Source organism: Paraburkholderia sp. RL17-380-BIE-A (genome assembly GCF_046028085.1).
In the GTDB taxonomy this organism is placed as follows: Bacteria; Pseudomonadota; Gammaproteobacteria; order Burkholderiales; family Burkholderiaceae; genus Paraburkholderia.
Window position 1 is genome coordinate 310,776 of record NZ_JARESQ010000003.1, and the last position, 24,096, is coordinate 334,871.

Annotated in this window: 25 protein-coding genes and 1 tRNA gene; 21 read left to right on the top strand and 5 right to left on the bottom strand. The window is 61.7% G+C overall.

What is annotated here, in order from left to right; genetic code table 11:
• Nucleotides 1-9 precede the first annotated feature (9 nt).
• The 16 genes from P0D68_RS06660 to P0D68_RS06735 all read left to right on the top strand — a co-directional run bounded on the left by P0D68_RS06660 (nt 10) and on the right by P0D68_RS06735 (nt 12,285).
• The gene (locus P0D68_RS06660; protein WP_408468157.1) at nt 10-1,074 is read left to right on the top strand and encodes an SU10 major capsid protein; all 1,065 of its coding nucleotides are present in this window, start codon (nt 10-12) and stop codon (nt 1,072-1,074) included.
• Nucleotides 1,075-1,079: 5 nt separating this feature from the next.
• Complete coding sequence (locus P0D68_RS06665; RefSeq protein ID WP_408297315.1) at nt 1,080-1,484, top strand: hypothetical protein; 405 nt, start codon at nt 1,080-1,082, stop codon at nt 1,482-1,484.
• Nucleotides 1,481-2,704, top strand: a complete 1,224-nt coding sequence (locus P0D68_RS06670; protein WP_408297313.1) for a tail fiber domain-containing protein — start codon at nt 1,481-1,483, stop codon at nt 2,702-2,704. Before P0D68_RS06665 ends, P0D68_RS06670 begins: the two co-directional genes overlap by 4 nt.
• A complete protein-coding gene (locus tag P0D68_RS06675; protein ID WP_408297311.1) occupies nt 2,688-3,695 on the top strand; it encodes a hypothetical protein in 1,008 nt (335 codons plus the stop codon). The genes P0D68_RS06670 and P0D68_RS06675 overlap by 17 nt, the downstream gene beginning before the upstream one ends.
• A complete protein-coding gene (locus tag P0D68_RS06680; RefSeq protein WP_408297309.1) occupies nt 3,682-5,658 on the top strand; it encodes a hypothetical protein in 1,977 nt (658 codons plus the stop codon). The genes P0D68_RS06675 and P0D68_RS06680 overlap by 14 nt, the downstream gene beginning before the upstream one ends.
• Nucleotides 5,655-7,658, top strand: a complete 2,004-nt coding sequence (locus tag P0D68_RS06685; RefSeq protein ID WP_408297307.1) for a hypothetical protein — start codon at nt 5,655-5,657, stop codon at nt 7,656-7,658. The genes P0D68_RS06680 and P0D68_RS06685 overlap by 4 nt, the downstream gene beginning before the upstream one ends.
• Before the next feature lie 103 nt (nt 7,659-7,761).
• Complete coding sequence (locus P0D68_RS06690) at nt 7,762-8,688, top strand: tail fiber domain-containing protein (protein WP_408468161.1); 927 nt, start codon at nt 7,762-7,764, stop codon at nt 8,686-8,688.
• A complete protein-coding gene (locus P0D68_RS06695; RefSeq protein WP_408297303.1) occupies nt 8,685-9,131 on the top strand; it encodes a hypothetical protein in 447 nt (148 codons plus the stop codon). Before P0D68_RS06690 ends, P0D68_RS06695 begins: the two co-directional genes overlap by 4 nt.
• A 13-nt stretch (nt 9,132-9,144) precedes the next feature.
• On the top strand, nt 9,145-9,447 hold the full coding sequence (locus tag P0D68_RS06700) for a hypothetical protein (RefSeq protein ID WP_408468163.1): 303 nt from the start codon (nt 9,145-9,147) through the stop codon (nt 9,445-9,447).
• Entirely contained in the window at nt 9,440-9,658 is a 219-nt protein-coding gene (locus P0D68_RS06705; protein ID WP_408297299.1) for a hypothetical protein, read from the top strand. The genes P0D68_RS06700 and P0D68_RS06705 overlap by 8 nt, the downstream gene beginning before the upstream one ends.
• Complete coding sequence (locus P0D68_RS06710) at nt 9,651-10,016, top strand: hypothetical protein (RefSeq protein WP_408297297.1); 366 nt, start codon at nt 9,651-9,653, stop codon at nt 10,014-10,016. The genes P0D68_RS06705 and P0D68_RS06710 overlap by 8 nt, the downstream gene beginning before the upstream one ends.
• 20 nt (nt 10,017-10,036) lie before the next feature.
• Nucleotides 10,037-10,504 carry a lysozyme gene (locus tag P0D68_RS06715; RefSeq protein ID WP_408468166.1) on the top strand — a complete coding sequence of 156 codons (468 nt, stop codon included), beginning with the start codon at nt 10,037-10,039 and terminating at the stop codon, nt 10,502-10,504.
• Nucleotides 10,501-10,713 carry a hypothetical protein gene (locus P0D68_RS06720; RefSeq protein WP_408297293.1) on the top strand — a complete coding sequence of 71 codons (213 nt, stop codon included), beginning with the start codon at nt 10,501-10,503 and terminating at the stop codon, nt 10,711-10,713. The genes P0D68_RS06715 and P0D68_RS06720 overlap by 4 nt, the downstream gene beginning before the upstream one ends.
• A gap of 18 nt (nt 10,714-10,731) precedes the next feature.
• Nucleotides 10,732-11,154 carry a hypothetical protein gene (locus tag P0D68_RS06725; protein WP_408297291.1) on the top strand — a complete coding sequence of 141 codons (423 nt, stop codon included), beginning with the start codon at nt 10,732-10,734 and terminating at the stop codon, nt 11,152-11,154.
• A complete protein-coding gene (locus tag P0D68_RS06730; RefSeq protein WP_408297289.1) occupies nt 11,154-11,756 on the top strand; it encodes an alpha/beta fold hydrolase in 603 nt (200 codons plus the stop codon). Before P0D68_RS06725 ends, P0D68_RS06730 begins: the two co-directional genes overlap by 1 nt.
• A 22-nt stretch (nt 11,757-11,778) precedes the next feature.
• The gene (locus tag P0D68_RS06735) at nt 11,779-12,285 is read left to right on the top strand and encodes a hypothetical protein (RefSeq protein WP_408297287.1); all 507 of its coding nucleotides are present in this window, start codon (nt 11,779-11,781) and stop codon (nt 12,283-12,285) included.
• An 82-nt stretch (nt 12,286-12,367) separates the two neighbouring features.
• Here the strand turns inward: P0D68_RS06735 and P0D68_RS06740 are convergent, their stop codons facing one another.
• The 3 genes from P0D68_RS06740 to P0D68_RS06750 all read right to left on the bottom strand — a co-directional run bounded on the left by P0D68_RS06740 (nt 12,368) and on the right by P0D68_RS06750 (nt 14,254).
• The gene (locus P0D68_RS06740; protein ID WP_408297285.1) at nt 12,368-13,570 is read right to left on the bottom strand and encodes a tyrosine-type recombinase/integrase; all 1,203 of its coding nucleotides are present in this window, start codon (nt 13,568-13,570) and stop codon (nt 12,368-12,370) included.
• 168 nt (nt 13,571-13,738) lie between these two features.
• Nucleotides 13,739-13,813: transfer RNA gene (locus P0D68_RS06745), tRNA-Arg, on the bottom strand.
• 249 nt (nt 13,814-14,062) lie between these two features.
• Nucleotides 14,063-14,254, bottom strand: coding sequence for a rubredoxin (locus tag P0D68_RS06750; protein ID WP_007175738.1), 192 nt, complete (start codon nt 14,252-14,254; stop codon nt 14,063-14,065).
• Between the two features lie 351 nt (nt 14,255-14,605).
• Between P0D68_RS06750 and P0D68_RS06755 the strand changes: the two genes are divergently transcribed.
• Together P0D68_RS06755 and P0D68_RS06760 are read left to right on the top strand one after the other, a co-directional pair.
• The gene (locus P0D68_RS06755) at nt 14,606-15,007 is read left to right on the top strand and encodes a DUF4399 domain-containing protein (protein ID WP_091796180.1); all 402 of its coding nucleotides are present in this window, start codon (nt 14,606-14,608) and stop codon (nt 15,005-15,007) included.
• Nucleotides 15,008-15,199: 192 nt separating this feature from the next.
• On the top strand, nt 15,200-17,137 hold the full coding sequence (locus P0D68_RS06760; protein WP_408297185.1) for an ATP-binding cassette domain-containing protein: 1,938 nt from the start codon (nt 15,200-15,202) through the stop codon (nt 17,135-17,137).
• 55 nt (nt 17,138-17,192) lie between these two features.
• Here P0D68_RS06760 and P0D68_RS06765 read toward each other — a convergent pair whose 3' ends face one another.
• Nucleotides 17,193-17,429 carry a hypothetical protein gene (locus P0D68_RS06765; RefSeq protein WP_408297183.1) on the bottom strand — a complete coding sequence of 79 codons (237 nt, stop codon included), beginning with the start codon at nt 17,427-17,429 and terminating at the stop codon, nt 17,193-17,195.
• A 54-nt stretch (nt 17,430-17,483) separates the two neighbouring features.
• Here P0D68_RS06765 and P0D68_RS06770 point away from each other — a divergent pair, with 54 nt between their 5' ends.
• The 3 genes from P0D68_RS06770 to P0D68_RS06780 all read left to right on the top strand — a co-directional run bounded on the left by P0D68_RS06770 (nt 17,484) and on the right by P0D68_RS06780 (nt 22,672).
• Nucleotides 17,484-19,469: a DNA topoisomerase IV subunit B gene (locus P0D68_RS06770; RefSeq protein WP_091796176.1), complete on the top strand. Its 1,986-nt coding sequence runs from the start codon at nt 17,484-17,486 to the stop codon at nt 19,467-19,469.
• Nucleotides 19,470-19,533: 64 nt separating this feature from the next.
• Nucleotides 19,534-21,858 carry a DNA topoisomerase IV subunit A gene (parC, locus tag P0D68_RS06775; RefSeq protein ID WP_408297180.1) on the top strand — a complete coding sequence of 775 codons (2,325 nt, stop codon included), beginning with the start codon at nt 19,534-19,536 and terminating at the stop codon, nt 21,856-21,858.
• Between the two features lie 355 nt (nt 21,859-22,213).
• Nucleotides 22,214-22,672: a CopD family protein gene (locus P0D68_RS06780; protein WP_012432243.1), complete on the top strand. Its 459-nt coding sequence runs from the start codon at nt 22,214-22,216 to the stop codon at nt 22,670-22,672.
• Between the two features lie 170 nt (nt 22,673-22,842).
• Here P0D68_RS06780 and P0D68_RS06785 read toward each other — a convergent pair whose 3' ends face one another.
• Nucleotides 22,843-24,051, bottom strand: coding sequence for a chromate transporter (locus P0D68_RS06785; protein WP_091796172.1), 1,209 nt, complete (start codon nt 24,049-24,051; stop codon nt 22,843-22,845).
• Between the last annotated feature and the right edge of the window lie 45 nt (nt 24,052-24,096).

Below are 24,096 nucleotides of genomic sequence, written 5' to 3' on the forward strand. Positions count from 1 at the left end.
GAGCTTGAAATGACGGTCCCGTCGAATACTTACCAGACGTACACGCAAACCAACATTCGGGAAGACCTCTCGAATCTCATCTTCAACGTCGATCCGTTCAAGACGCCGATCCTGAACATGACGAAGAAGAACAAGGCCGCGCAGAGCAACCACGAGTGGGATACCGACTCGCTGGCGGCTCAGAACCTGGCCAACGCCCAGGTCGAAGGTGACGACCCGAGCGCGCAGGTTCTGACGCCGACGGCGCGCATGGGCAACTACGTGCAAACGTCGAACAAGGTCGTCCAGTTGTCGGGCAAATCGCAGGCTGTCGTCGCTGCGGGTGGCACGAACAAGATGGGCTACCAGCTCATGAAGAAGTCGAAGGAACTGAAGCGCGACATCGAGGGCATTCTGAGCCAGAACCAGGCGAAGGCGGCCGGTAGCTCGTCCGTCGCGGCGAAGATGGGCGGTCTGCCTTGCTGGCTGGCGACCAACACGGTGTTCCAGACGGGTGGCACGCCATCGGGCGCGAATCCTGGTCTGGCAGCCAACGGCTGGACGGACGGCTCGCAAGTGCGCGTCTACAACAGCGTCACCGCGGCCCTGACCGAAACGATGGTCAAGACCGTGTTGCAGAAGATCTACTCGGCGTCAGGTGAATCGCCGGAATATGCGGTGGTCTCGCCGGTCAACAAGCAGATCATCTCTGGCTTCGCTGGTCCGGGCACGCGCTTCATCGAAGTGGAAGACAAGACGCTGAAGACCGCGGTCGACGTCTATCCGCTCGTTCCGGAGACGATGCCGAACGAGATTGAGCATCGTCGCCAACTCGCGCAGGGCGTCAACGGGGCTCGTTCCGGAAAGCTGAACGCTGTCACGCAGGTAACGCTCACGCCTAACTCCACCACGACCACGCTGATTGACGCGCGGATCGGCGCGACGACCGGCATTTTCTTTTCGCCTCTCAGTGCGAACGCCGCGGGCGCCTTGGGCGGTCTTTATGTCTCGTCCCAGAAGGCTGGTCAGGCGACCCTCGCGCACGCCAGCACGGCCAGCATTGACCGAACTTTCAACGTTCTCCTTATCGGCTGATTTCCATGCTCTACGGTATTCAACGCCCCGATATCAACGCGGTGTGGGAAGACGTGCGCGTGCTCATTGAAGACGCGTGCGCGACGACACGCGGCAAGTTTGATGCAGAGGACATTCGAGCGGGTCTTTTGACGGGTGAAGACCAGCTCTGGATCTGGAGAACCACCACGGCATTCGCCGTTGGCATCACCCGTCTCGCGAACTACCCGAAACAGCGCGTTTGCACGCTTCGGATCGTCACTGGAAACAACATGGAAGAGTGGTTCGAGCCATGTATTGACACGATCGAGCGGTGGGCAAAGGCGAATGGATGTCACGCGATGGAGTTTCAGGCAAGGCCCGGCTGGGAACGGTTTCTTCGTCCCCGCGGCTACGACAAAACCCATGTTTATCTTGAGCGTGCCATATGATTCGCAATCCACGACAACTGCACCTGATGCGGCTGGGACTGCCGTCGATTCCCGCAAACGGCAGCGGCGGCGGTGGCGGCAGCACGACAAGCAACACCGTCACCAATCCATGGCTCGGCCAGCAGGCCTACCTGACCAATGTATTCAGTCAGGCGGCAAACACCTACGACAATTTCAACAAGGACCCTTCATCGTCTGTCGCTGGCTTTACGCCCCAGCAACAACAGGCGATGGGAGCGACGCAGAACGTTGCAAACGGGACGAACTTCGGCTTTTCGTCGGGCGTCAATAATGCGGCCGGCAACTACACGACGAACCTGCTGAATGGTCAGTACCTGAACTCGAATCCGGGTAATTCTACGTTCAGCAACATCGCGAACAGCGCTAACAACCCGTACACGTCGAGCGCGATGAATGCGGCGAACAGCGCCATCACGCGCGCCTACCAGACCGCGACCGCACCACAGACGACGAGCCAGATGGAAGGCTCAGGACGCTACGGTTCGGGCGCGATGATGAATGCGCAGAGCCAGAACCAGCAGGATCTTGCGACGCAACTCGGCAATACCGATGCGGGTCTTGCGAACCAGATGTATCAGCAGGGCGTGCAGAACCAGCTCGCCGGCGCGCAGGGGCTTTCCCAGAACTACAACACGGCCTCGCAGCAGCAACTGGCGGGGTCGGCAAACGCACCGAATATCGTCAATTCGGTCAATGGCGCGATAAGCAACCTGTACAACATGGGCGGCAACCAGCAGGCGCTGAACCAGTCGCAGATCAACGCACCGTGGCAGTTGCTGAACAACTATTCGAACCTTATTCAAGGCCAGTACGGCGGCAACACGTCTACCACGACGCCTTACTACACGAATCAGATGGCGGGCGCGATGGGTGGTGCGATGGGTGGCGCTGCGCTCGGCAGCATGCTCAGCAACGGGTCAGGCTATGGGAGCGGCCTGGGCGCTGTCGCTGGCGGCCTCATGGGCGCCTATTCGGATCGACGCCTCAAGCTCGACATCGAGGCGACTGGCGAAAGTCTTGAGAACGGGCTGCCGGTCTATCGCTATCGCTATCTGTGGGACGCGCCGCGCGTGCGCCGCTTCGGCGTCATGGCCGACGAGGTTCGTCAGGTCGCGCCGCATGCCGTCAAGAGGGATTCGAGCGGCTTCGATACGGTGAACTACGACGCTATCGGAGGGGCACATGTCCTTTCTCGGTAACATCTTCGACTTCGCCAAGGATTCGGTCGGCGAGCTTGCCGCCCATCCGCTTCAGACACTCGGCGCCGTTGCTGGCGTGCCTGGGTATGACCCGTTCTTCGGTGGACTGTTCAACAACAAACCCGGCGGCGCACTGATCAGCCCGACGGGGAATTTCACGTCCAGCGCATGGCAGGACATGTACAACCGCAATCCGGGCGATGCCGGTGCGCTGAACATGTTTTCTGGCATCAACTCTGTTGCCGACAAGATTGCGCCGATGATCGCGGGCGGCTTTGCGGCTCCCGGACTTGGCGCTGCTATGGGCGGCGTCGGTTCGGGAGCAGGAGCCGGCGCGGGCGCCGCGGGCACAATGGGAACAGGAGCCGGTAGCGTAGGGCTTGGCACTGGTCTGGGCGGCTCGGGACTCGGCACTGCGGCCAGTTGGGGCGGCGCAGCGGCGACGCCGGTCGTTGGTAGCGGAACGGCCGGGCTGTTCAGTTCTGGCGCGGGCGCTGGTGGCTTGCAGGGACTGCTCGGCGGAGCTGGCGCAGTTGGCGATGCTGGCCTGACTGGCGCAGTGTCAGCCGGCGGCAGCGGCCTCAGCGGGGTCATGGGCGCGAATATGGGTTCGGCACTTGGGTCTGCGCCGACAGGGCTCTTCAGCGGCCTGCTGCCCGGCGGCGGCATGAGCGGCACCGCGAGCGGCGCGCTCGGCGGCGGCATGTCGGGCGACGTGGCTGGCGCCTCCCAACTCGGCGGCGCAACGATGGGCGGCTATACGCCGAACGTCGGCCAGATGCTCAATCAGGGCCAGCGAATGATGCAGATGGGCCAGCAACAGCCTCAGCAACGGATTCCGATGCAGATGCCTCCCCAGCAGGTTCAAGCTGGCAACCCGCGTCCTCAGCAACAAGGTCCGATCGGCCCGGCGATGCCATATGCAAGCTTCAACGGGGCCATGCCGATGAATAACCCATTCGGATTCGGGAGTGCATATGGGACTGTTTGATGGTTCGGGCGACACCGGCGGCGGCCTGATGGGCATGTATGCCAATCCGCAGATGGCCGGGCTGCTCGGCATGTCGCAAGGTCTGCTCTCTGCTGCTGGCCCTTCGCGCATTCCCGTTTCGATGGGGCAGGCACTTGGCTCGGGCATGCAGGGCATGCAGCAGAACGCCGGGAATGCCTTGCAGATGCAGATGCAGATGGCGAAGATGCAGGCAATGATGAACCCGTTCGGGGCGCCTTCCGGTGGAGGTGTTTCGAGCCAACCTCTGCAACAGATGGGGCAGCCAAATCCCGCGATGGCACAAGGCGCGCCGGTATCTGGCGCCGCTAATGTTGGGCCGATGTCGGGATTGTCGGCTGGAATGGGCGGCTTGATGCAGCCTCAACCCCAAGGCGCGCAACCCCAAGGTGCGTCAGCACCTTCTCCGACCGATCCATTCTCGGCAATGTTCGGTGGTCATACGCCACAGGAAGTGATGATTGCTGGTGCGCGCGCCGCGGCGTTAGGTAATCCGGCCGGCACAAAAATGATGGAAATGGCCGCGCAGTACGATCCCGAACTTGCCCGCCAGATGCCCACCGACATTCAGAAGAATGCTGCGGCCGCGTATGGCTACGGAACGCCCCAATATCAGAGCGCGCTTCAGGGTGTTGTCGACAAAGAGGGGATCGTCGCGCTTCGTCCTGGCGCACCATATATTCGCGGCGGTCAGGTCTATGGCACGCCGGGGCAGGCTCCGCAGGGTTATATGAATGTGCCGAATGGAGATGGAACATGGGCGGTTCAACAGGTTGCTGGCGGCCCGGAAGCAGTTCGCTCAAGCGCGGCCGCGCAGGCTGGCGGCAAAGCGCAATACAACCTGCAGCAGGTCTGGGATCCGACGGCCAACGGCGGCAACGGCGGCTTCGTGTACCAGAACACGGCCAACGTCGCCGATGCGGCCGGCGGCAATTCGGCCGCGCCGGTCGGCATCCGCAATAACAACTTCGGCAACATCAAGGGTGCTGATGGTCAGTTCGCGACTTACGACACGCCGCAGGCTGGCATCAATGCTGCCGACCAGACGCTGGCGGCCTACGGCGCGAAGCACGGCATCAACACTATCGCCGGCATCGCCAATCGTTGGGCGCCAGCAGGCGACGGAAACAACAATCCGGCGCAGAAAGCCGCCGCGATGTCGGCCGCAAGCGGCGTCGGGGTGAACGATCCGATCAACCTCTCCGATCCGTCGACGCGAGCTCGAATTCTGCCGGCTCTTTTCGACACCGAGACGCCGGGTTGGCGCGGGGCATTGCAAGGCGGCGCATCTCCGGCGGCGGCCGCGGCGCGCGGGCCAATGTCTGCACAGCCACCACAAGGTGCTACTGCTGCCGCAAATGCATCGCAAGGCGCGCCGAGCAAGCAGATGGCCGACTCGTACAGTGCACTGTCGAACTCGGATGCGAGCTATCAGCAGTCGCGCGAGGCTCTGACGGAGATGATCAATCTCGCCCACAACAAGGGCGCGACAGGTACGGCTGTCGGCCTGCTGCCGGCCTCCGTTGGAACGAAGATCAGTCCCGACGCGGCGACGTATCAGAAGCTGCATGCTACCTATGTCGCCCTGCAAGGCAAGGCGCTCGGTTCGGGTGGCACGGACGCGGCGCGCGCGACGATCGATGAGGCGGTGCCGACCTACGACAAGCCGCAAACCGCGATGGTCGGCGGCCTGACGACGCAACTCAACAACCTCGATCTCAGCCACATCAAGACGCAATTCCTGACGCCGGTCTATCAGCAGGGCAACGAGAAGACGTACACCCAGCAGTCGGCAGCGTTTGACCAGAACGTGAAGCCGTCAATGGTTCCGGCGTTGACTCTCTCGGGCGACGCGCAGCGAGCGGCGGTGCAGGCGGCGGTGAAGGCCAATCCATCGCTGCGGCCGAATTTCGAGTGGGCATTCAACAATGGATTGCTGAAATGAGCGCCTTCGACGATTACCTGAGCGCGCCGGCGGCGGCATCCCAGTCGTTCGATGCCTACGTTGGCGCTGCGCCGGTCCCAGCGCCGGCAGCGGGCGGCACGGGAGCCGCGGCACCTCAAACCGCTGCCGGGCAACCTGGCGTCATGTCGTCGGCGCTGGTTGGCTTTGGCAAAGGGCTAGGCAATGTGGCGTCGGGCGTCGAGCAACTGGCCGGCAAAGGCGCGAACGCGATCGGTCTGAACAAGATCGGCAACTACCTCACGAACGATGCGAATTACGGTTTGAATGCCGCGCAGCAGGGCGCCGCGCCGTATGAGGTTGCACATCCTATTGCAACCGGTGCCGGCCAGATGGCAGGCAATATGGTAGGCACCGCGCCGGCGATGGCGCTCGGCCCTGAATTTGCTGGCCTCGGGCTGGCCGGAAAGATTGGCGTCGGCGCGCTTCAGGGAGCGGCCGGAGCCGCCATGATGCCAGTCCAGGACCCTGGCAATGATTACTGGACGCAGAAGGCAGAGCAGACTGGCGTAGGCGGTCTATTGGGTGGCGCCGTGCCGCCAGTGATGTCTGGCACGCGCGCACTTACCAACAGCATTTTGAATACCGTGCGCCCAGTGATTCAACCCGGTCGATTTGTCGGGCAAGGACTCACAGCCGGCATGTCACCGGTCGACGCCGCGAGCGTTGCATCGAACATCCGCACCGCGCAGCAATTTGTTCCTGGATCGATACCAACCACGGCTCAGGTGTCTGGCAATCCGTATCTCGTGCAGACTGAAAAGGCCTTGTCGAATTCGTCGCCCGATTTCCGCAATTCATTGCTTAACCGGCAAATTGCCAACAACGATGCTCGCTGGTCAGTCATCAACAGTATCGCGGGGACGCCGCAGACACTTGACGCAGCCATTCAGGCTCGCAACGCAGCAGCCGCTCCGGCATATCAGGCTGCGCGCGCTGGTATCTATGATGTCGATCCTGCACTCCACACGCTGATGCAACGCCCCGCGATGCAGCAAGCGTTGCAGCGCGGCATCACGATCGCACAAAATGAGGGTAACAATGGTTTAACGGCCGCTATTGCTGCTCGACCTGCGCAGTTCGCGAATGTACCGACGGGTGCAACTGGGTTTAACGGCCAGCCACTTTTCAATCAAATACTTACACGTCCTGCAACCTCGGCCCAGCCAGCACAGATTTCGGGCGACGTGCTTCATTACATGAAGTTGGGGATGGATGATCTGCAGTCGAGCGCCGCCGAAAATACGCGTCTTGGTCCACAAGAGCGGCGTGCGATCAACTCTGCTCAGAATGACTATCTCAACTGGCTGGACAACGCGTCACCGGACTATGCGCAGGGGCGTGCTGCTTACGCTGCCAATTCGCCGCCTGTCAACACAATGACAGCGGGACAGAGATTATCGGGTGACCTGTCGTTGCTTTCGCCGAACGGCGCCAACGTGCCGAACATCACTTTTCCGGCGTTCAAGGGAAGATTTGCTCAGGCGCTACGCGGAGATCCTTCAGTGGCGCAGTTCGGAATTGACCCTGCTGCGCAAGCGGCGTTGACGGGCATTCAATCAGATCTTCAACGCGAGATGGTTTCAAGTTCGATCCGCTCGCCTGGGTCCGACACTGCATACAACGTAGCTGCCAATGGCTGGCTAGCCCGCAATCTGTTTGGACCATCTTTCAATGGCGCAACCGGTTTAGGGAAGACCGCAGCTGCTGGAGCTGCAATTCTGACCGGGCATCCGCTTGCCGCTGGAGGCATCTTCGCTGGAGGGAGTCGGCTCGGGCAGGCGGTGGGGGAGAGATTGCAGAACCACCTTGGAAGCTATCTCACCGATCCGCAACTACTACTTCCTTATCTCGATGCGCGTGCTGCCGCGCCCGCGCAGCCAGTTCCAGGCGCGCTTGTGCGCGGACTCATCAACTACGGTCGTCCAGCCGTCCTGAGCGGGCTTCTTGGTGGCATCACGGATGCCGGCAACAACCCCTAAAAGACAGGCGATACCGAGCTTCGTCAAGCCAAGCATTAGCACGTCGTGCATGCAAACCTCCGACCCCGCCCCGTGCGGGGTTTTTCATTATAGGTGAACTGAAATGGCACTTTGGCAATGGTCAACGACGCCGGCCAACAACGCGAGCGCCGGTGCGATCGATTGGGCTGAAGGTCAGCCGCCGAGCACGGTCAATGATTCGGCGCGTCAGATGATGGCTGACGTCGCGGCATGGTTCGCCGGTCCCGAATGGATCAATTACGGGCTTACGCCGACGTATGTCAACGGCGCGCAATTCACCGTGGCCGGCAACCAGACTTCAATATTCTCGGTCGGGCGTCGCGTTAAGGTATTCGTGACTGCAGGCGTCACCTACGGGACTATCACGGCATCGGTTTTCACGTCCTTGACGACGGTGACGGTTGCGCTCGACGCGGCATCGCTCGATAGCGGTTTGTCAGAAGTCGACGTCGGCATTCTGAACCCGTTCCGGTCTTCTCTTGGGATTCTGACACTCGCCGGCGGTAACCTTCTGGTTGGCGGCCCCGCTTACACGTCGCAACCGCAGATCCGGATGCAGAACTCGAATCGGGGGCTGCACTTTTTCATTTCGACCGATGGCACTCAATTTGGCCTCTTCGATGAGAATTCGTCGGCGACGCGATGGGTAACCGACAATTCCGGCAACTTCACTACCGCGGCCAATATCTCTGCCGGTGGCAACATCACGGCGGCCGGCAACATCACGGCAAATTCCGATGAGCGCCTGAAATCAGATTGGGTGGGGCTGGCGGATGATTTCGTCGACCGGCTCGCCGTGGTGCGCAGCGGCACCTATACCCGGGTCGATACCGAAGAGCGCCATGTCGGCGTGGGCGCGCAATCGCTGCAGACGCTTCTTCCTGAAGCTGTAATCGAGAGCGACAAAGGGATTTTGTCCGTCGCCTATGGTCAAGCCGCACTCGCTGCATGCGTCGAGCTGGCAAAAGAGGTCGTCAGGCTGCGCGCATTGCTGGAGCCTGGCAAATGACGCTTCCGGCCAGTGGTGCGATCTCTCTATCGCAGATCGCAAACGAGGTCGGTCTTGCCCTGCCGATCTCGATCAATCACGCATGGTTGTTGACGCTCATCGGTAAAGCGGGATTCCCGGTTAGCTTCAGCGACTTCTACAGCAAGACAGGAAGATTTGATGGCAGTCTGCCGGCCAGCAGTGGCGCTACTTACACCATCTTCTTTTCAAATGCACCATTTTTCGGCGGGCAGCTTTCTTCAATGAATGGCGACGCTTCCAACGACAGCAATCTCTTTTTCAGCGTCGCGCCGAACTGGTCGGGAAATATCAAGGCAATCAACAACACGACTGGTCTCAGTTGCGTAATGCCGAAGACCAGCAGCACAACCTGGGGCGGCGCAGTTGGAAACATTCTCCGTCCCGGCCAGACCGACAGCATCACCATCCTTCCTTCCAATTAATAACGGGGCTTTCATGGATGAGCATATGACCGCAATTGTGGAATTGCGCGAGCGGGTGCGCGCGCACGACGAAGATATCGCGCGGCACGATCAGCATCTCGCGAAGCTCGACGAAACAGTCTCAGAGTTACGGTCGGCCATCGCGACCGTTGCGACGAAAGACGATATCAATAAGCTGCGCGTCGACATATCGGAGAAGTTCGGGCAGCGGATGACGGATGCGCTCAACGCTATCCCGGCCAAGTGGGCAGCCATTTTTGCGGGCGGTCTGATGGTCGTCGAAATCATTTCCCTGTTCGTCAAGAGCCATGGATGACGAACTGATCGATCAGCGCTTCGAGCTGGTAGCCGATCAGATTGCTCATCTGAGCACGCGCGTCGACGACCTTGAAGGAAAGCACGAGGAGCACGCCGAGGCGAAAGAGTCGCGGCATTCGCGGTTCGTCAATTGGCTGATGCTGGGTCTGTTCGCCGCGGAAGTCGCCATCGGCATTTTTCAAATCGCTTGGGTATCGCATCATGCCTAGCCTTCTGCGCCTCTACATGACGGTCAGGAAGCCGCGAAATTTCCTGATCCTGCTGTGCATCTTCATCGGCACATCGCTCGCGCTGCATTTCCTGCTCGGCACCGATGCAGACTTCGGCGCCACGAACCTTGTTCTCTCAATCGAAGCCTCAACGGCCAGCGCAGTCCTGATGATGGTCGCCGAGGAATCCGCTGAGCTTCAGCGGCAGACGGTCGATTCTCAAGGGCAAATGCTTTCGGCGCTGCTCTCTATCGCTGAGGCCCAGCGCGACATGCTGGCCGACCATGCGGCGCTTCTGCGCACGCTCAAGGAAGGGGATGAACGTCTCCTGAAAACACTCACCTCGAAGGAGGAATGATGCAGTACTCGAAAGATGGAATGGCGCTCACGGAGTATTTCGAAGGCTTTCGGGACTCTGCCTATCAGGACTCGAAGGGCGTCTGGACGATCGGCTACGGTCACACGTTAGGCGTCCATCCCGGAATGGTCTGCACTCAGGAAGAGGCCGACCAATGGCTCCTGTCCGATGTTGCCGATGCAGCTAACGCGGTGAATCTGTACGTGAAGCCCGGCGTCACACAGGACGAGTTCGACGCGCTTGTGGATTTCACCTTCAACGTTGGGATCACAGCATTCAGAACGTCGACTCTGCTCGCCAAATTCAACGACAACGACGTGCAGGGCGCGATCGACGAATTCGAGAAGTGGGATATGTCGGGGGGCAAGCATATTGCCGGGCTGCTGCGTCGGCGCAATGCCGAGCGCGCGCTATTCACCTTGGGCGCTGACTTCTCGCAGGAGAGCGCGTCGGGGGAAGTTCAACCCGAACTGGAGGCCGTGCAATGAATCAGGTTTCCCCGTATGCCACCGGCGCGGCCACGATCACCGTCGCCACGCTTGAGCCGCTCGTCTCGTGGGCTCTCACTGGATTTCACCAACCGATGCCGGCTGCCGTCCCTGGTGTCGTTGCCGCATTGCTGCTGACCGCGGCGCATGCAATCTGCAATCTGGTCGGCGCACGCCTCAACAAGTCCCCCGAAGTTTCTTCGAAGTAACCCACCCAAGGAATCGTCATGAAACGTATGCTGCTTGCGGCAGGCATTGCCGCGCTCGCTTTCTTCGCCGGCTGCCATTCGCTTCCCACCGTGCAGGAGCGATTCCAGACAGGCTGCACGATCGTCAACGGCGATCTGACCATCCTCGGCCAGTCTCCGCTTCTGAATACCGAACAGCAGGATGTAATCAACAAGACGATCCTCCCGGCAAACGAGGCGATCTGCAAGGCAGGATCGCAACTTAACGTCGCTGATCTGAAAGCGTTCCACGATTCGCTACTGCCTGCAGCAATCACGATCGTCCAGGCGGTTCCCGCGATCCCGAATCAGCCGGCGATCCTGCTCGGCCTCGCGACGTTCGGTCCGATGGTTCAGGCGTTGATCGACCAGCTCATTACGACGGTCGCGCCCGCGTCGACCACGGCAGCCGCGAGCAAGTAATGAACGCGCGCGATTTTGCGCTGCTGGCGCAGGAGGCCTATTCAGCCAAGCCGGATATTGGTGAAGCAGATAGCGCCTCGCGCGCCATCATCCGGCAGACTGCGGCCGGTCTTTGCATTGCATTCCCTGGCACCGACAACCTCGACTGCTGGCTCACGGATCTAAATGCGCTGCCGGTATCGGTTGCCGGTGTGGGAGATGTCCACCGCGGCTTCCAGCAGGCGTGGGAGGCTATCTCCCTGCCGGTGCTGGCTGCCGTTGCGGGACAGCCAGTGACGCTCATTGGCCACTCTCTGGGCGCCGCTATCGCCCTGCTCGCCGCGGCAGCCATGACAGTCAGCGGCAATCCACCGGCGGCGGTGTACGCTTTCGAGCCTCCGCGCGTCAGTCCTGGCATTGCCGTCCGTACGCTACTCACCAATGTGCCGACGCATCTTTTCAAGAACGGAAACGACCTAGTCCCCGATGTGCCGCCCGGGTGGCAGCACGCGGGCCTTTTAACACGCATTGGAAAGCCGATCCTGCCTGTCCCAAACGTGTTCGATCACGCCATCGAGCGTGTCATTGCCGCGCTGCTGCCGAATGCAATCCATGTATATTAGGGTCTCCAAAAAAGGAGACTATATGCAGGACGATATTTCAAAGCTGTATAAGCTCGCTACGCCATACTTCCCGGCCTTGGGCGAAGTTTTCGTGGCTATATCTGCGGGCGACTACCGCGGACGCGGATTTCCGATGTATTTCGGTGAATTCTTCATCTTCTCTACAAAAGATATCAATGGCGCAACAGGTCGCCGCTCGCACGTCCCTCAACATCACGCCGCTTTAGACCGTGGCAGAACGGGAATCGGTTTTCTTTTTGAAATTACCAAGATACGCGCCTGTGATGAACTGTCCGGCCAGATCGTAAGCCGGCTTGGTCTCGACGGTAATGCGCAGTTTGCTCATGTGCCTTCATTGACTGAATCTAGCTGGGACGATGTGCAGGACGTGTACCGCGCGGGCCTCATTGAAGAAAAAGTTCTACTCGACATTGGGAGCAGAACGCGCGCAGGCATAGTCCACCATGCAATACACACGATCCGCCAACAACAGCGGGTATCTTTCGAAGATGCTAAAGCGTCCGACTAAACCCCGTTTGCAATCGCATTCAGTCTAGGCATGTGCCGGACGTTCGGGTCTTTGAGCGTCCGTACCAATGCTTTTGAAGGCGTTATCGGGCTTCATAACTGGCATTAAGGTAGTCCGCCCATTGCTGCATCATCTTGCGGCGCTCGGGTAGATACTCGGCGTGGACGTAGGCCGCCGTGACCTGGTTTCGCTCAGCATGCGCGAGCTGCCGATCTACGACGTCGCGGCTGTAGCCGAGTTCGCGCAAGACGGTTGCCGCTAGCCCGCGAAAGCCGTGGCCGGTCATCCGGGATTTGTATCCCATGCGGTACAGAGCGAAGAGCATCGTGTTGTTCGAGATCGGCTTCCGTCCTTGCACGCTATAGAAAAGGTGCCTCTCAGCGCCGTTCAACTTCTTCAGCTCGTCGATTATCTCTAGGGCCTGCCGCGACAGCGGCACGATGTGCGGATCCCGCATCTTCATGCGCTCGGCTGGAATCCGCCATTCGCGAGCCTTCTCGTCGATCTCTGTCCACTCGGCGTTGATCATTTCAGTTGTGCGCACGAACGTCAGCGCCATAAATCGAAGCGCGAGTTGCGTCACGTGATCGCCAGAGTAGGCGGCGATGTCTTTCATTAGTTGCGGGATTTCCACCGGCTTCACCCGGGCCATGTGTTTGACGCCGGCGCCTTTCTTCAGCACGGTCTCGGCGTCGATGTCCGCAGCCGGGTTGCGCGAGCATCGGCCGGTCATGATGCCGTACTGGAAAACGGCGCGAGATCGCTGAAGTACCCGCTTGGCGGTCTCGCGTACGCCGCGGGCCTCGATCGCGCGCACGATCTCCAGCATGTGCGGCGCCTCGATGTCTCCGATCGGCTTGGCTCCGATCTTCGGGAAGGCGTCGACTTCTAGGGAGTTGATCACTTTGCTGGCGTAAACTTCCGTCCAGCCAGCTTTCTGCGACTCGAACCATTCGCGGGCGACAGCTTCGAACGAGGAAACGGCTTCGAGCGCGCGGGCGCGCTTCACTTCCTTTTTTTGTTCGGATGGGTCGGTTCCGGCCTTCAAGATCTGGCGTGCGGCAAGACAAGCCTTCCGCGCGTCGGCCAAGGACACTTCCGGGTAGACGCCGAATGATGCGAGCTTTTCCTTCCCGTCAAAACGGTACTTCATGCGCCAGTATTTTGACCCGTTGGGCATCACCTGGAGATAGAGCCCCTTGCCGTCGGCGAGGCGATAGGGCTGTTCGGCCGGCTTGGCTTTACGGACTTGAAGCTCGCTCAGAGGCGCGATTTGCTTGGGCATGATGTTGGGGGTATCGAATTTGGGGGTATTCGGCGATATCCCCACCGATACCCCCAACGAATCTGGCTTGTGTTGGGCAAGCGTGGGCAATGATGGCAGTAAAAAGCCCCGCAGCGCAAGGCATACGGGGCTTTTCTGGTCAAACTTGGGAGATGCTGGGAAGCTACTTGGTCCCCCTGACAGGAATCGAACCTGTATCTAGCGCTTAGGAGGCACTTGTTCTATCCATTGAACTACAGGGAGAGGACCAAACCGGAATGATCACCGCAATCCCGCAACCGGACAAGGTCCGCGAGGATCGGACGAGTTCAGGTTCGCCAGCGAGCGCAGAGTATATCAAACCCGTCCGGGAGCGAGGAGAGCAGCAACAGCGCTACGGCGCCGTCCCATAAAGCAAGCGGCCCAGCAGGTTTAACCTGCTGGGCCGCGCGAACCGCCGGCTTCCTTGCGCAGCGGACTACCGCCGCGCGCGAACAATCCGGTCAACCCGCTTCAGAACTCCACCACCGCGAATTCGGCCTTGCCCACGTCGCACAGTGGGCAGCGCCAGTCTTCGGGAATCGCGGCGAAGCGCGTGCCCGGCGCAATACCTTCTTCGGGCAAGCCTTCTTCTTCGTTGTAGATCCAGCCGCAAATGAGGCAGACCCAGCTCTTATATTCAGTCACTTCAATTACTTCGCTCACGACGTACTCTTTTCCAATTCAATGCAATGATCCACGCAGTCTGCCCCTTTTTTGGGCGCGGTGGCGACTCGCAATATTACCGGAATTTGTCAATCCGGCAGAAAACTAGCGATGCGGCAGCGCCGCAAAGCGCTCGCCAATGCCCGGGACAACCCCGAGCCCATAGGGTGAACCGCGGGACGAACCGCGTCACACACTCCGTGTATGCTCTGATCCGCAGCTGGTCTTTTAGACCGGCGCGCCGGGGTGCCCGGCATGAATTGCGACGATCGGCCTCAGGTTACTGAGCGTGCCGTCGTCGCCGACATGGCCCGCGCACGACTCTCGTTTCCCAAAAAAGGAGAAAAAACGATGCTTAAAAACACATGGTTGGCTGGTGCGGTATTGGCCGGATTGCTCGCGGTATCCGGCGTGGCGCAGGCCGCAAGCGTGTCGTTCGTCCAACCGGCGGACGGCGCGACGGTCAGCAATCCCGTCCACGTGGTGTTCGGCGTCGACGGCATGAAGATCGCGCCGGCCGGCACGATGACGGAAGGCACGGGGCACCATCATCTGCTGGTGGACGGCAAGCCGCTGCCCAAGGGCGAGGTCATCCCGGCAAACGATAAGTCACTGCACTTCGGCAAGGGCCAGACCGAGACCGATCTGACGCTGCCGCCAGGCGACCACACGTTGACGCTGCAATTCGGCGACGGCGCGCATCGTTCGTATGGTCCGGAATTGAGCAAGACCATCACCGTGCACGTGAAATAAGACGCCGCACGAGACGGCCGGGCGCGCGCCAACGCACTCCGGCCATGCCAGCCGGCTTCTTCGCCCGATGCAGCGGTTTTTTCGCGTCTGGCAAGCCGGCCATTCGGCCTATCTCTTCCGGCAGACAGGCAGCCGCCCGCGCGCCCGGTACAATGGGCAGTTCCGACTCATCGCTGTCTTCTCCAATTCTCCATGTCGCTTTACACCATTACCGGAGCCCAACTGGCCTTCGGTCACGTCGCGTTGCTCGATCACGCGGATTTCTCTCTCGAAGCGGGCGAGCGCGTCGGGCTGATCGGCCGCAATGGCGCGGGCAAGTCGTCGCTGCTGAAGATCGTCGCCGATCTGACCAAGCCTGACGACGGGCTCGTCACGCGCCAGCAGAATCTGACCACGGTTTATGTGCCGCAGGAGCCGGAGTTCGACACGGACGACACGGTGTTCGACGCGGTCGCCGCCGGCCTCACGCACGCTCGCGCGCTGCTGGACGAATACGACGCGGTCGCCAATCAGCTCGCCGACGAGCCGGAAGGCGCCGAGCACGACACGCTCATGGCGCGCATGAACACGCTGCAGTCGTCGCTGGACCATTCGGACGCCTGGAACTGGAGCACGCGGGTTTCGACCACGCTGCAGCAGATCGGCCTGAACGGCGAGGCGCGGGTGGGTTCGCTGTCGGGCGGCATGCAAAAGCGCGTCGCGCTGGCGCGCGCGCTGGTTGTGCAGCCCGATGTGCTGCTGCTCGACGAGCCGACCAACCACCTCGATTTCGACGGCATCCGCTGGCTCGAAGACCTGCTGGTCTCGCTGCGCGCGGGCCTGCTCTTCATTACCCACGACCGCGCGTTTCTCGACCGCGTCGCCACGCGCATCGTCGAGCTGGATCGCGGGCGTTTGCTGTCGTATCCGGGCAATTTCAGCGCTTACCAGACGAGGAAGGCGCAGCAGCTCGAAGTCGAACAGGTGGAAGCGGCCAAGTTCGACAAGCTGCTCGCGCAGGAAGAGGTGTGGATTCGCAAGGGCGTCGAAGCGCGCCGCACGCGCAGCGTCGGCCGGATCGCGCGGCTCGTGGAGATGCGCAACCAGCGCGCGGAACGCCGCAACGTGCAGGGCAACGTCAAACTCGACGTCGGCCAGGGCGAGAAGTCCGGCAAGATCGTCGCCGAGTTGACCGACGTGACCAAACGCTACGGTTCGCGCACGGTGGTCGACAACTTCACCGCCACGGTCATGCGCGGCGACAAGATCGGCTTTGTCGGCCCGAACGGCGCGGGCAAGACCACGCTGCTCAAGATAATCCTCGGTGAACTGGCTCCGGACGAAGGCACGGTGCGCATCGGCACGAATCTGCAGGTTGCGTATTTCGACCAGATGCGCGCGCAGCTCGATCTGGAAAAGAGCCTCGCCGATACCATCAGCCCGGGCAGCGAGTGGGTCGAAGTCAACGGCCAGAAGAAGCACGTCATGAGCTATCTGGGCGACTTCCTGTTCGCGCCGGAGCGCGCGCGTTCGCCGGTCAAGTCGCTGTCGGGCGGCGAGCGTAATCGCCTGCTGCTCGCGCGTCTGTTCGCGCGCCCGGCCAACGTGCTGGTGCTGGACGAACCGACCAACGACCTCGATATTCCCACGCTCGAACTGCTCGAAGAACTGCTCACGGAATACGACGGCACGGTGCTGCTCGTCAGCCACGATCGCGCGTTCCTCGACAACGTCGCGACCTCGGTGATCGCCTCGGAAGGCGGCGGCAAGTGGCGTGAGTACGTCGGCGGCTTTACCGACTGGCAGATCCAGCGCGATCGCTCGCAGCAGATGGCGCTGGAGGCGCAGAAAGAAGCCGGCAAGGAAGCGGGTAAAGACGCGGCGCCGGCCAAAGACAGTTCCGCGGGCCGTAATACGCAACGTGCAGCGAAGCTGTCGTTCAAGGAGCAGCGCGAACTGGAGGCGCTGCCGCAGAAGATCGCCGCGCTTGAAGCGGAGCAGAAAACGATCGGCGCGCAACTCGAAGACGGTTCCGTATTCGCCAAAGATGCGCAGGAAGGCACGCGCCTGACCGAACGCTACGCCGCGATCGACGAAGAACTGCTGATCGCGCTCGAGCGCTGGGACGAGCTGGAGAACCGGCGCAAGTGACGTGTGGGGGCGAGGCGGGACTGCGCGGCGTCACCGCCACCCCTTATCCAGACGGCTATTCCCGCGTGTCGCGAATTGCCGCCCGGATCGAAATCAGTAAAATACCCCGCGAACAGGCTTCCCCGGCGTTCGCACCCGCGTCGACGTTGCCCGGCCTGAGGGCCGGCTTCGAGCGGCCGTCGAGCGCGTCAACCGGAAGCCAGGCGACAAAACAGCTTGCCCGCACCACGGGCACCCCACCTAACCTCATTGTTTCGTTTCGCTTTTTTTGAAAACTCAACGCATTGTCCACGGACCTGTCCACAGCTCCTGTGGACAACGATGAACCGACGCATCCGAGTCAACCATGTCTACGAAAAAGCCAAACGCCGCGTATAGCGAAGCGTCGATCAAGGTGTTGAAGGGTCTGGAGCCGGTCAAGCAACGGCCCGGCATGTACACCCGCACCGAGAATCCGCTGCACATCATTCAGGAAGTTATCGACAACGCGTCGGACGAGGCCCTCGGCGGCTACGGCCGGCAAATCACGGTCACGCTGCACGCCGACCATTCGGTCTCGGTCGAAGACGACGGCCGCGGCATTCCATTCGGCCTGCATCCGGAAGAAGGCGTGCCGGTCGTCGAAATCGTGTTCACGCGCCTGCATGCGGGCGGCAAGTTCGACAAGGCCGCCGGCGGCGCGTACACGTTCTCGGGCGGCTTGCACGGCGTCGGCGTGTCCGTCACCAATGCGCTGTCCACGCGCCTCGACGTGACCGTATGGCGCGAGGGCAAGATCGCCGAACTGAGTTTCGCCAATGGCGACGTCGCCAAGGAACTCGAAGTGCGCCCCGCGGCGAAGGGCGACAAGAAATCCGGCACGCGCGTCACCGCGTGGGCCAATCCGAAGTACTTCGATTCGCCGAACCTGCCGCTCGGCGAATTGCAGCGTCTGCTGCGTTCGAAAGCGGTGCTGTTGCCGGGCGTGGAAGTCACGCTGATCAACGAGAAAACCGGCGAACAGCAAAGCTGGAAATACGAAGACGGTCTGCGCGGCTATCTGCTCGAAGGCATGAACGGCAGCGATCTGCTGATTCCGCTGTTCGAGGGCGAACGTTATGTCGAGAACTCGCGCGCGAGCGAGGAGACTTTCGCGGAGGGCGAGGGCGCCTCGTGGGTCGTCGCGTGGAGCGAAGAAGGCCCGCTCATGCGCGAGTCGTACGTCAACCTGATTCCGACGCCCGCGGGCGGCACGCATGAATCCGGCTTGCGCGACGGTCTGTTCCAGGCGGTGAAGAGCTTCGTCGAGTTGCATAACCTGCAGCCGAAGGGCGTCAAGCTGCTCGCTGAAGACGTGTTCGCGCGCGTGTCGTTCGTGCTGTCGGCGAAGGTGCTCGATCCGCAATTCCAAGGGCAGATCAAAGAACGCCTGAATAGCCGCGACGCGGTCAAGCTGGTGTCGTCGTTCGCGCGGCCGGCACTGGAGTTGTGGCTGAACCAGCACGTCGAGCACGGCAAGAAACTCGCGGACCTCGTCATCAAGCAGGCGCAGGCGCGCACACGTGCCGGGCAGAAGGTCGAGAAGCGCAAGAGCTCGGGCGTCGCCGTGTTGCCGGGCAAGCTGACCGATTGCGAATCGACGGAAATCGGCCGCAACGAACTGTTTCTCGTCGAGGGCGACTCCGCGGGCGGTTCCGCGAAGATGGGCCGCGACAAGGAATATCAAGCCATCCTGCCGCTGCGCGGCAAGGTGCTGAATACGTGGGAAACCGAGCGCGACCGGCTGTTCGCCAATAACGAAGTGCACGACATTTCGGTGGCGATCGGCGTCGATCCGCATAGCCCGGACGACAAGGTCGATCTGTCGAATCTGCGCTACGGCAAGATCTGCATTCTGTCGGACGCTGACGTGGACGGTTCGCACATCCAGGTGCTGCTGCTCACGCTGTTCTTCAAGCATTTCCCGCAGCTGATAGAGCGTGGTCACGTGTGCGTGGCGCGCCCGCCGCTGTTCCGGGTCGACGCTCCCGCGCGGGGCAAGAAGCCCGCGCAAAAGCTGTATGCGCTCGACGAAGGCGAACTCGAAGCGATTCTCGACAAGCTGCGCAAGGACGGCGTGCGCGACACGCAGTGGTCCATCAGCCGCTTCAAGGGTCTCGGTGAAATGAGCGCGGAGCAGTTGTGGGACACCACCATGAACCCCGACACCCGCCGTCTGACGCCCGTGGCGCTCGGCGAACTCGACTACGACGCCACGGTCGCGCGCATGACCATGTTGATGGGCAAGGGCGAAGCGGCGTCGCGGCGTAGCTGGCTGGAAGAAAAGGGCAACGAAGTGGAAGCGGATATCTGAGCGCTTTTTAAAGTGCACTCACTCCGCACCAAAACTTCACGCCAAACACGGATACGGAATCTAGATGGACGACGATAACACTCTCGACCTTTTCACCGAGCCGCCGCCCCCGGAAGGCGACTTTCTCACGCTCGGCAATTACGCGGAACGCGCGTACCTCGACTATGCGGTGAGCGTGGTCAAGGGCCGCGCGCTGCCGGATGTGTGCGACGGGCAAAAGCCGGTTCAGCGCCGCATCCTGTTCGCGATGAACGACATGGGCCTCTCCGACAACGCGAAGCCGGTCAAGTCGGCGCGCGTGGTCGGCGACGTGCTCGGCAAGTATCACCCGCACGGCGACCAGTCCGCGTACGACGCGCTGGTGCGCCTCGCGCAAGACTTCTCGATGCGCTATCCGCTGATCGACGGTCAGGGCAATTTCGGTTCGCGCGACGGCGACGGCGCGGCGGCCATGCGGTACACCGAAGCGCGCCTCACGCCGATCTCGAAACTGCTGCTCGACGAGATCAATCAGGGCACGGTCGACTTCATGCCTAACTACGACGGCTCGTCCGAGGAGCCGAGGCTGTTGCCGGCCCGCTTGCCGTTCGTGTTGCTGAACGGCGCGTCGGGCATCGCGGTGGGTTTGGCCACGGAAATTCCGTCGCACAATCTGCGCGAGGTGGCGGCTGCAACGGTTGCGATGATCCGCAATCCGAAGATTTCGCACGCGGAATTGATGCAGCACATCGCCGGGCCAGATTTCCCGGGCGGCGGTCAGATCATATCAAGCGACGCCGAGATTTCCGCCGCGTACGAAAGCGGCCGCGGCAGCCTGAAGGTGCGGGCGCGCTGGAAGATCGAAGAACTCGCGCGCGGCCAGTGGCAACTGGTGATCACCGAATTGCCGCCGAATACCGCCGCGCAGAAAGTGCTCGAAGAAATCGAAGAGCAGACCAACCCGAAGATCAAGCTCGGCAAGAAGGCGCTCACCCCCGAACAGCTGCAAACCAAGCAGACCATGCTGGCGCTGCTCGATGCCGTGCGTGACGAGTCCGGCCGGGACGCACCCGTGCGCCTCGTGTTCGAACCGAAGTCGAGCCGCATCGACCAGACGGATTTCGTCAACACGCTGCTCGCGCATACGAGCCTCGAATCGAACGCGTCGCTCAATATGGTCATGGTCGGCGGCGACGGCCGGCCGCGTCAGAAAGGCTTGAGCGAAATCCTGCATGAGTGGATCGCGTTCCGTTTCGCTACGGTGACGCGCCGCACGCGTCATCGTTTGACGAAGGTCGACGACCGGATTCACATCCTCGAAGGCCGGATGATCGTCTTTTTGAATATCGACGAAGTCATCCGCATCATTCGCGAGTCGGACGAGCCGAAGGTCGCGTTGATGGCCGCGTTCGGCTTGTCCGATCGCCAGGCCGAAGACATTCTTGAAATCCGCCTGCGTCAGTTGGCGCGGCTCGAGAAGATCAAGATCGAGAAGGAGCTGGCAGAACTGCGCGACGAGAAGGCCAAGCTGGAAGAACTGCTCGGCAGCGAATCGGCAATGAAGCGCCTGCTCATCAAGGAAATCGAGGGCGACGCCAAGCAGTACGGCGACGAGCGCCGCACGCTCATCCAGCAGGAAAAGCGCGCAACGTTCGAAGCGCGCGTGGTCGACGAACCGGTCACGGTGGTGGTGTCGCAGAAGGGCTGGGTGCGCGCGCTGAAGGGCCACGGGCTCGACGCGGCGGGCTTTACCTTCAAGGCCGGCGACGGGCTGTACGCGGCCTTCCAGTGCCGCACGCCGGACACGCTAGTCGCGTGGGGCAGCAACGGCCGCGTCTATTCGGTTGCGGTCGCCACGTTGCCGGGCGGCCGTGGTGACGGCGTGCCGGTCACGTCGCTGATCGAACTGGAGTCGGGCAGCCATCTGATGCATTACTACGCGGCGTCCGCGGATCAGGCGTTGCTGCTCGCTTCGAGCAACGGCTTCGGCTTCATCGCCAAGGTCGGCGACATGGTGAGCCGCGTGAAGGCCGGCAAGTCGTTCATGACGATCGACGCGGGCGCCGCGCCGCTCGCGCCGATGCCGATGCTGCCGGATGCGACGCACATTGCGTGTCTTTCCTCGGGCGGGCGCCTGCTGGTGTTCGGCCTTGACGAGATGAAGACGCTCTCCGGCGGCGGTCGCGGCGTCACCTTGATGGCGCTCGACGACAATGAAACGCTCGCGCAGGCGCTCGCCATCAACAACGCGGGTGTCGTGTTGATCGGCACGCGCCGTGGCGGCCGCGTGGATGAAGAAAAGGTGAGCGGCGCGGCGCTCGCGCCGCATATCGGCAAGCGGGCGCGCAAGGGCCGCACGCCCGAGAGCAAAATGAAGCTCGAAGGCATGCGTCCGGTGCTGGCCGTTTAACAAAGCTTGACGAAGGAACACGGCGAGCGTCTGCTAGCATGCGAGGCGCTTGTCGTGCGCAGTATCAAATCGGGGCGCAGCCTGGCCGTTGCGGTGGGCATGCTGCGATAACAACTACAACACGACGTGAAAGCCACGAGTGCAACGGAACTGCGTGCGGACTGCGTGGTCGAATGGGCTCTCAAGAAAACGCCGGGTCGTCGCGCGTTTTCCGCCCCGTAGAAAGTCCCCTTGGGGGATTGCCTTCGCCCGGGGGCCTGGCGCGAGGCGCCGGGTTTGAGCGCATTTCATTCAATAGCCGCTGCTAATAGCACTCTGCACAAGCGGTGTGGCGTCGTCGGGAGAGGAAAACAACATGAACAAGGCTATCGAACTCGCGCTCTTTCTACATCTGCTCGCGGTTGCGGTGTGGGTAGGTGGAATGGTGTTCGCCCATTTCTGTCTGCGTCCGGCGATTGCCGATCTCTCGCCTCAATTACGCTTGCCGTTGTGGGAATCGGTGTTCGGCCGCTTCTTCAATTGGGTCGCCGCGTCAGTGCTGGTGATTCTCCTCACCGGCGGATTTCTGCTCATGCAATTCGGCGGCGGCCATGCCACCTGGCCGCTGCATGCCATGGCCGGTCTCGGCATCGTGATGATGCTGATCTTCGGGCACATCCGGTTTGCCGTGTTCCCGCGCATCCGTCGCGCGGTGCAGGCGCAAAAATGGCCGGATGGCGCGCGGGCCGTCGGCACGATCCGTCGTCTGGTGCTGATCAATATCGTGCTCGGCGTGGTGACGATCGGCGTTGCGGTGCTCTCGCGCGGCTTCTGAACCCGCTACGCTAATTGAAATCCGCCAGGCGCGCAGCGACACCGCCGCGCGGCTAGCGGGCATCAAGCACGGTCTTCTCCGCACACGCCGCCGTCTATATCAGCTCGCCATACGCGAGCCACAGCCCGCACACCGCCGCTACGGTCCTGTACCCCGGCGCACACCGCCGTCTAAATCAGCGCGCCGTACGCGAGCCACAACCCGCACACCGCCGCCACTGTCCCGTACACCACGTACACCGGCACCTTCAGCTTCGCGAAGCACATGCCGGAGAACAGCGCGGTCATCAGATAAACCGGGCTGAACGGCACATGCCCGGCAATGCGAAGCACGGCCACCGCGAGAAACGCGGTAGTGACCGCGCGCAGCATCCGCATGCCGTGTTCGAATCGCGGATTGGCCTTCAACTGATGCAGATGCCGTTGCGCAAGCACGACGAGGCAGCCCGACGGCACGAATAGCGCGAGCGTGGCAATCAGCGCACCCACCCAGCCATCCACCAGATAGCCGAAGAACGGCACCACGTTCAGCAGCGGCCCGGGCGATAACGGCGACAACGAGAAAGCCAGTGTGAAGTCGTTATCGGAGACGCCGATCGCCGGCGTGACAAACAGCGTCTTGAGCACCGGCAACGCCGAGAAGCCACCGCCGAACAGGGTCATGCCGGCGCCGGCGAGCCGCGGCCACAACAACGCCAGGTCATAGCGATGCGGCAGCGGCAGCGCGAACAACACGAGGAATCCGCACAGGGCGGTCAGCATCTGCCAGTCGCCACGCGCCAACGAGACGACAAGAGGCGCGTTGCGAACCGGGCTCACCAGCCAGCCGGTGCCGAAGGCCGCGCCCAGCATGAGGACATACGCCGCCGGACTGTGCGCATAGAAGAGCGCGACGCAACCGAGCACCGTCGCGAGCCATTCGAGCTTGCCGCGCACCAGCGCGCGCGTCTGCTTGTACCAGGTGATCGCGATCAGCGTGGCCAGCACGACGCTGAAGTGATTGAGCAAGGTTTGCGAGGCGGCGGCGCGCACGAGCGGCGTGCGGTAGAAGATCGCGAACAGCGTCATCAGCATGAAGAAGGGCAGTACGCTGGCAATGCCCGCGATCCACGCGCCGGCGCGTCCGCGCAGCGCATGCCCCAATTGCACGGCGACATTGCAGCCCACCGGACCGGGCACCATCCAGGCGAGCGCGATCAGATCGGAGAAGGCGACGCGCGAGAGGCGGCCTTTGCGCTCGACGTAATGATTTTCGAGTTGCGCCATGAGGGCGAGGCCGCCCCATGACAACGCCGACAGGCCGAACACGACCCGGAACAGCGTCCATAGCGGTTCCCGTTCCCCTCGTCTGGCAGCATCCTGGCTCGTGGTCGTCTGCATGGCGCCGCAAGCGCCCGGCACGCGGGCGCCGTCCTGTGAGATCTT

Excerpts from the sequence above, each read along its gene's own strand:
- P0D68_RS06660 (WP_408468157.1), top strand. The coding sequence starts at position 10 with ATGACGGTCCCGTCGAATACTTACCAGACGTACACGCAAACCAACATT.
- P0D68_RS06665 (WP_408297315.1), top strand. The coding sequence starts at position 1,080 with ATGCTCTACGGTATTCAACGCCCCGATATCAACGCGGTGTGGGAAGAC.
- P0D68_RS06670 (WP_408297313.1), top strand. The coding sequence starts at position 1,481 with ATGATTCGCAATCCACGACAACTGCACCTGATGCGGCTGGGACTGCCG.
- P0D68_RS06675 (WP_408297311.1), top strand. The coding sequence starts at position 2,688 with ATGTCCTTTCTCGGTAACATCTTCGACTTCGCCAAGGATTCGGTCGGC.
- P0D68_RS06680 (WP_408297309.1), top strand. The coding sequence starts at position 3,682 with ATGGGACTGTTTGATGGTTCGGGCGACACCGGCGGCGGCCTGATGGGC.
- P0D68_RS06685 (WP_408297307.1), top strand. The coding sequence starts at position 5,655 with ATGAGCGCCTTCGACGATTACCTGAGCGCGCCGGCGGCGGCATCCCAG.
- P0D68_RS06690 (WP_408468161.1), top strand. The coding sequence starts at position 7,762 with ATGGCACTTTGGCAATGGTCAACGACGCCGGCCAACAACGCGAGCGCC.
- P0D68_RS06695 (WP_408297303.1), top strand. The coding sequence starts at position 8,685 with ATGACGCTTCCGGCCAGTGGTGCGATCTCTCTATCGCAGATCGCAAAC.
- P0D68_RS06700 (WP_408468163.1), top strand. The coding sequence starts at position 9,145 with ATGGATGAGCATATGACCGCAATTGTGGAATTGCGCGAGCGGGTGCGC.
- P0D68_RS06705 (WP_408297299.1), top strand. The coding sequence starts at position 9,440 with ATGGATGACGAACTGATCGATCAGCGCTTCGAGCTGGTAGCCGATCAG.
- P0D68_RS06710 (WP_408297297.1), top strand. The coding sequence starts at position 9,651 with ATGCCTAGCCTTCTGCGCCTCTACATGACGGTCAGGAAGCCGCGAAAT.
- P0D68_RS06715 (WP_408468166.1), top strand. The coding sequence starts at position 10,037 with ATGGCGCTCACGGAGTATTTCGAAGGCTTTCGGGACTCTGCCTATCAG.
- P0D68_RS06720 (WP_408297293.1), top strand. The coding sequence starts at position 10,501 with ATGAATCAGGTTTCCCCGTATGCCACCGGCGCGGCCACGATCACCGTC.
- P0D68_RS06725 (WP_408297291.1), top strand. The coding sequence starts at position 10,732 with ATGAAACGTATGCTGCTTGCGGCAGGCATTGCCGCGCTCGCTTTCTTC.
- P0D68_RS06730 (WP_408297289.1), top strand. The coding sequence starts at position 11,154 with ATGAACGCGCGCGATTTTGCGCTGCTGGCGCAGGAGGCCTATTCAGCC.
- P0D68_RS06735 (WP_408297287.1), top strand. The coding sequence starts at position 11,779 with ATGCAGGACGATATTTCAAAGCTGTATAAGCTCGCTACGCCATACTTC.
- P0D68_RS06740 (WP_408297285.1), bottom strand. The coding sequence starts at position 13,570 with ATGCCCAAGCAAATCGCGCCTCTGAGCGAGCTTCAAGTCCGTAAAGCC.
- P0D68_RS06755 (WP_091796180.1), top strand. The coding sequence starts at position 14,606 with ATGCTTAAAAACACATGGTTGGCTGGTGCGGTATTGGCCGGATTGCTC.
- P0D68_RS06760 (WP_408297185.1), top strand. The coding sequence starts at position 15,200 with ATGTCGCTTTACACCATTACCGGAGCCCAACTGGCCTTCGGTCACGTC.
- P0D68_RS06770 (WP_091796176.1), top strand. The coding sequence starts at position 17,484 with ATGTCTACGAAAAAGCCAAACGCCGCGTATAGCGAAGCGTCGATCAAG.
- parC (WP_408297180.1), top strand. The coding sequence starts at position 19,534 with ATGGACGACGATAACACTCTCGACCTTTTCACCGAGCCGCCGCCCCCG.
- P0D68_RS06780 (WP_012432243.1), top strand. The coding sequence starts at position 22,214 with ATGAACAAGGCTATCGAACTCGCGCTCTTTCTACATCTGCTCGCGGTT.
- P0D68_RS06785 (WP_091796172.1), bottom strand. The coding sequence starts at position 24,051 with ATGCAGACGACCACGAGCCAGGATGCTGCCAGACGAGGGGAACGGGAA.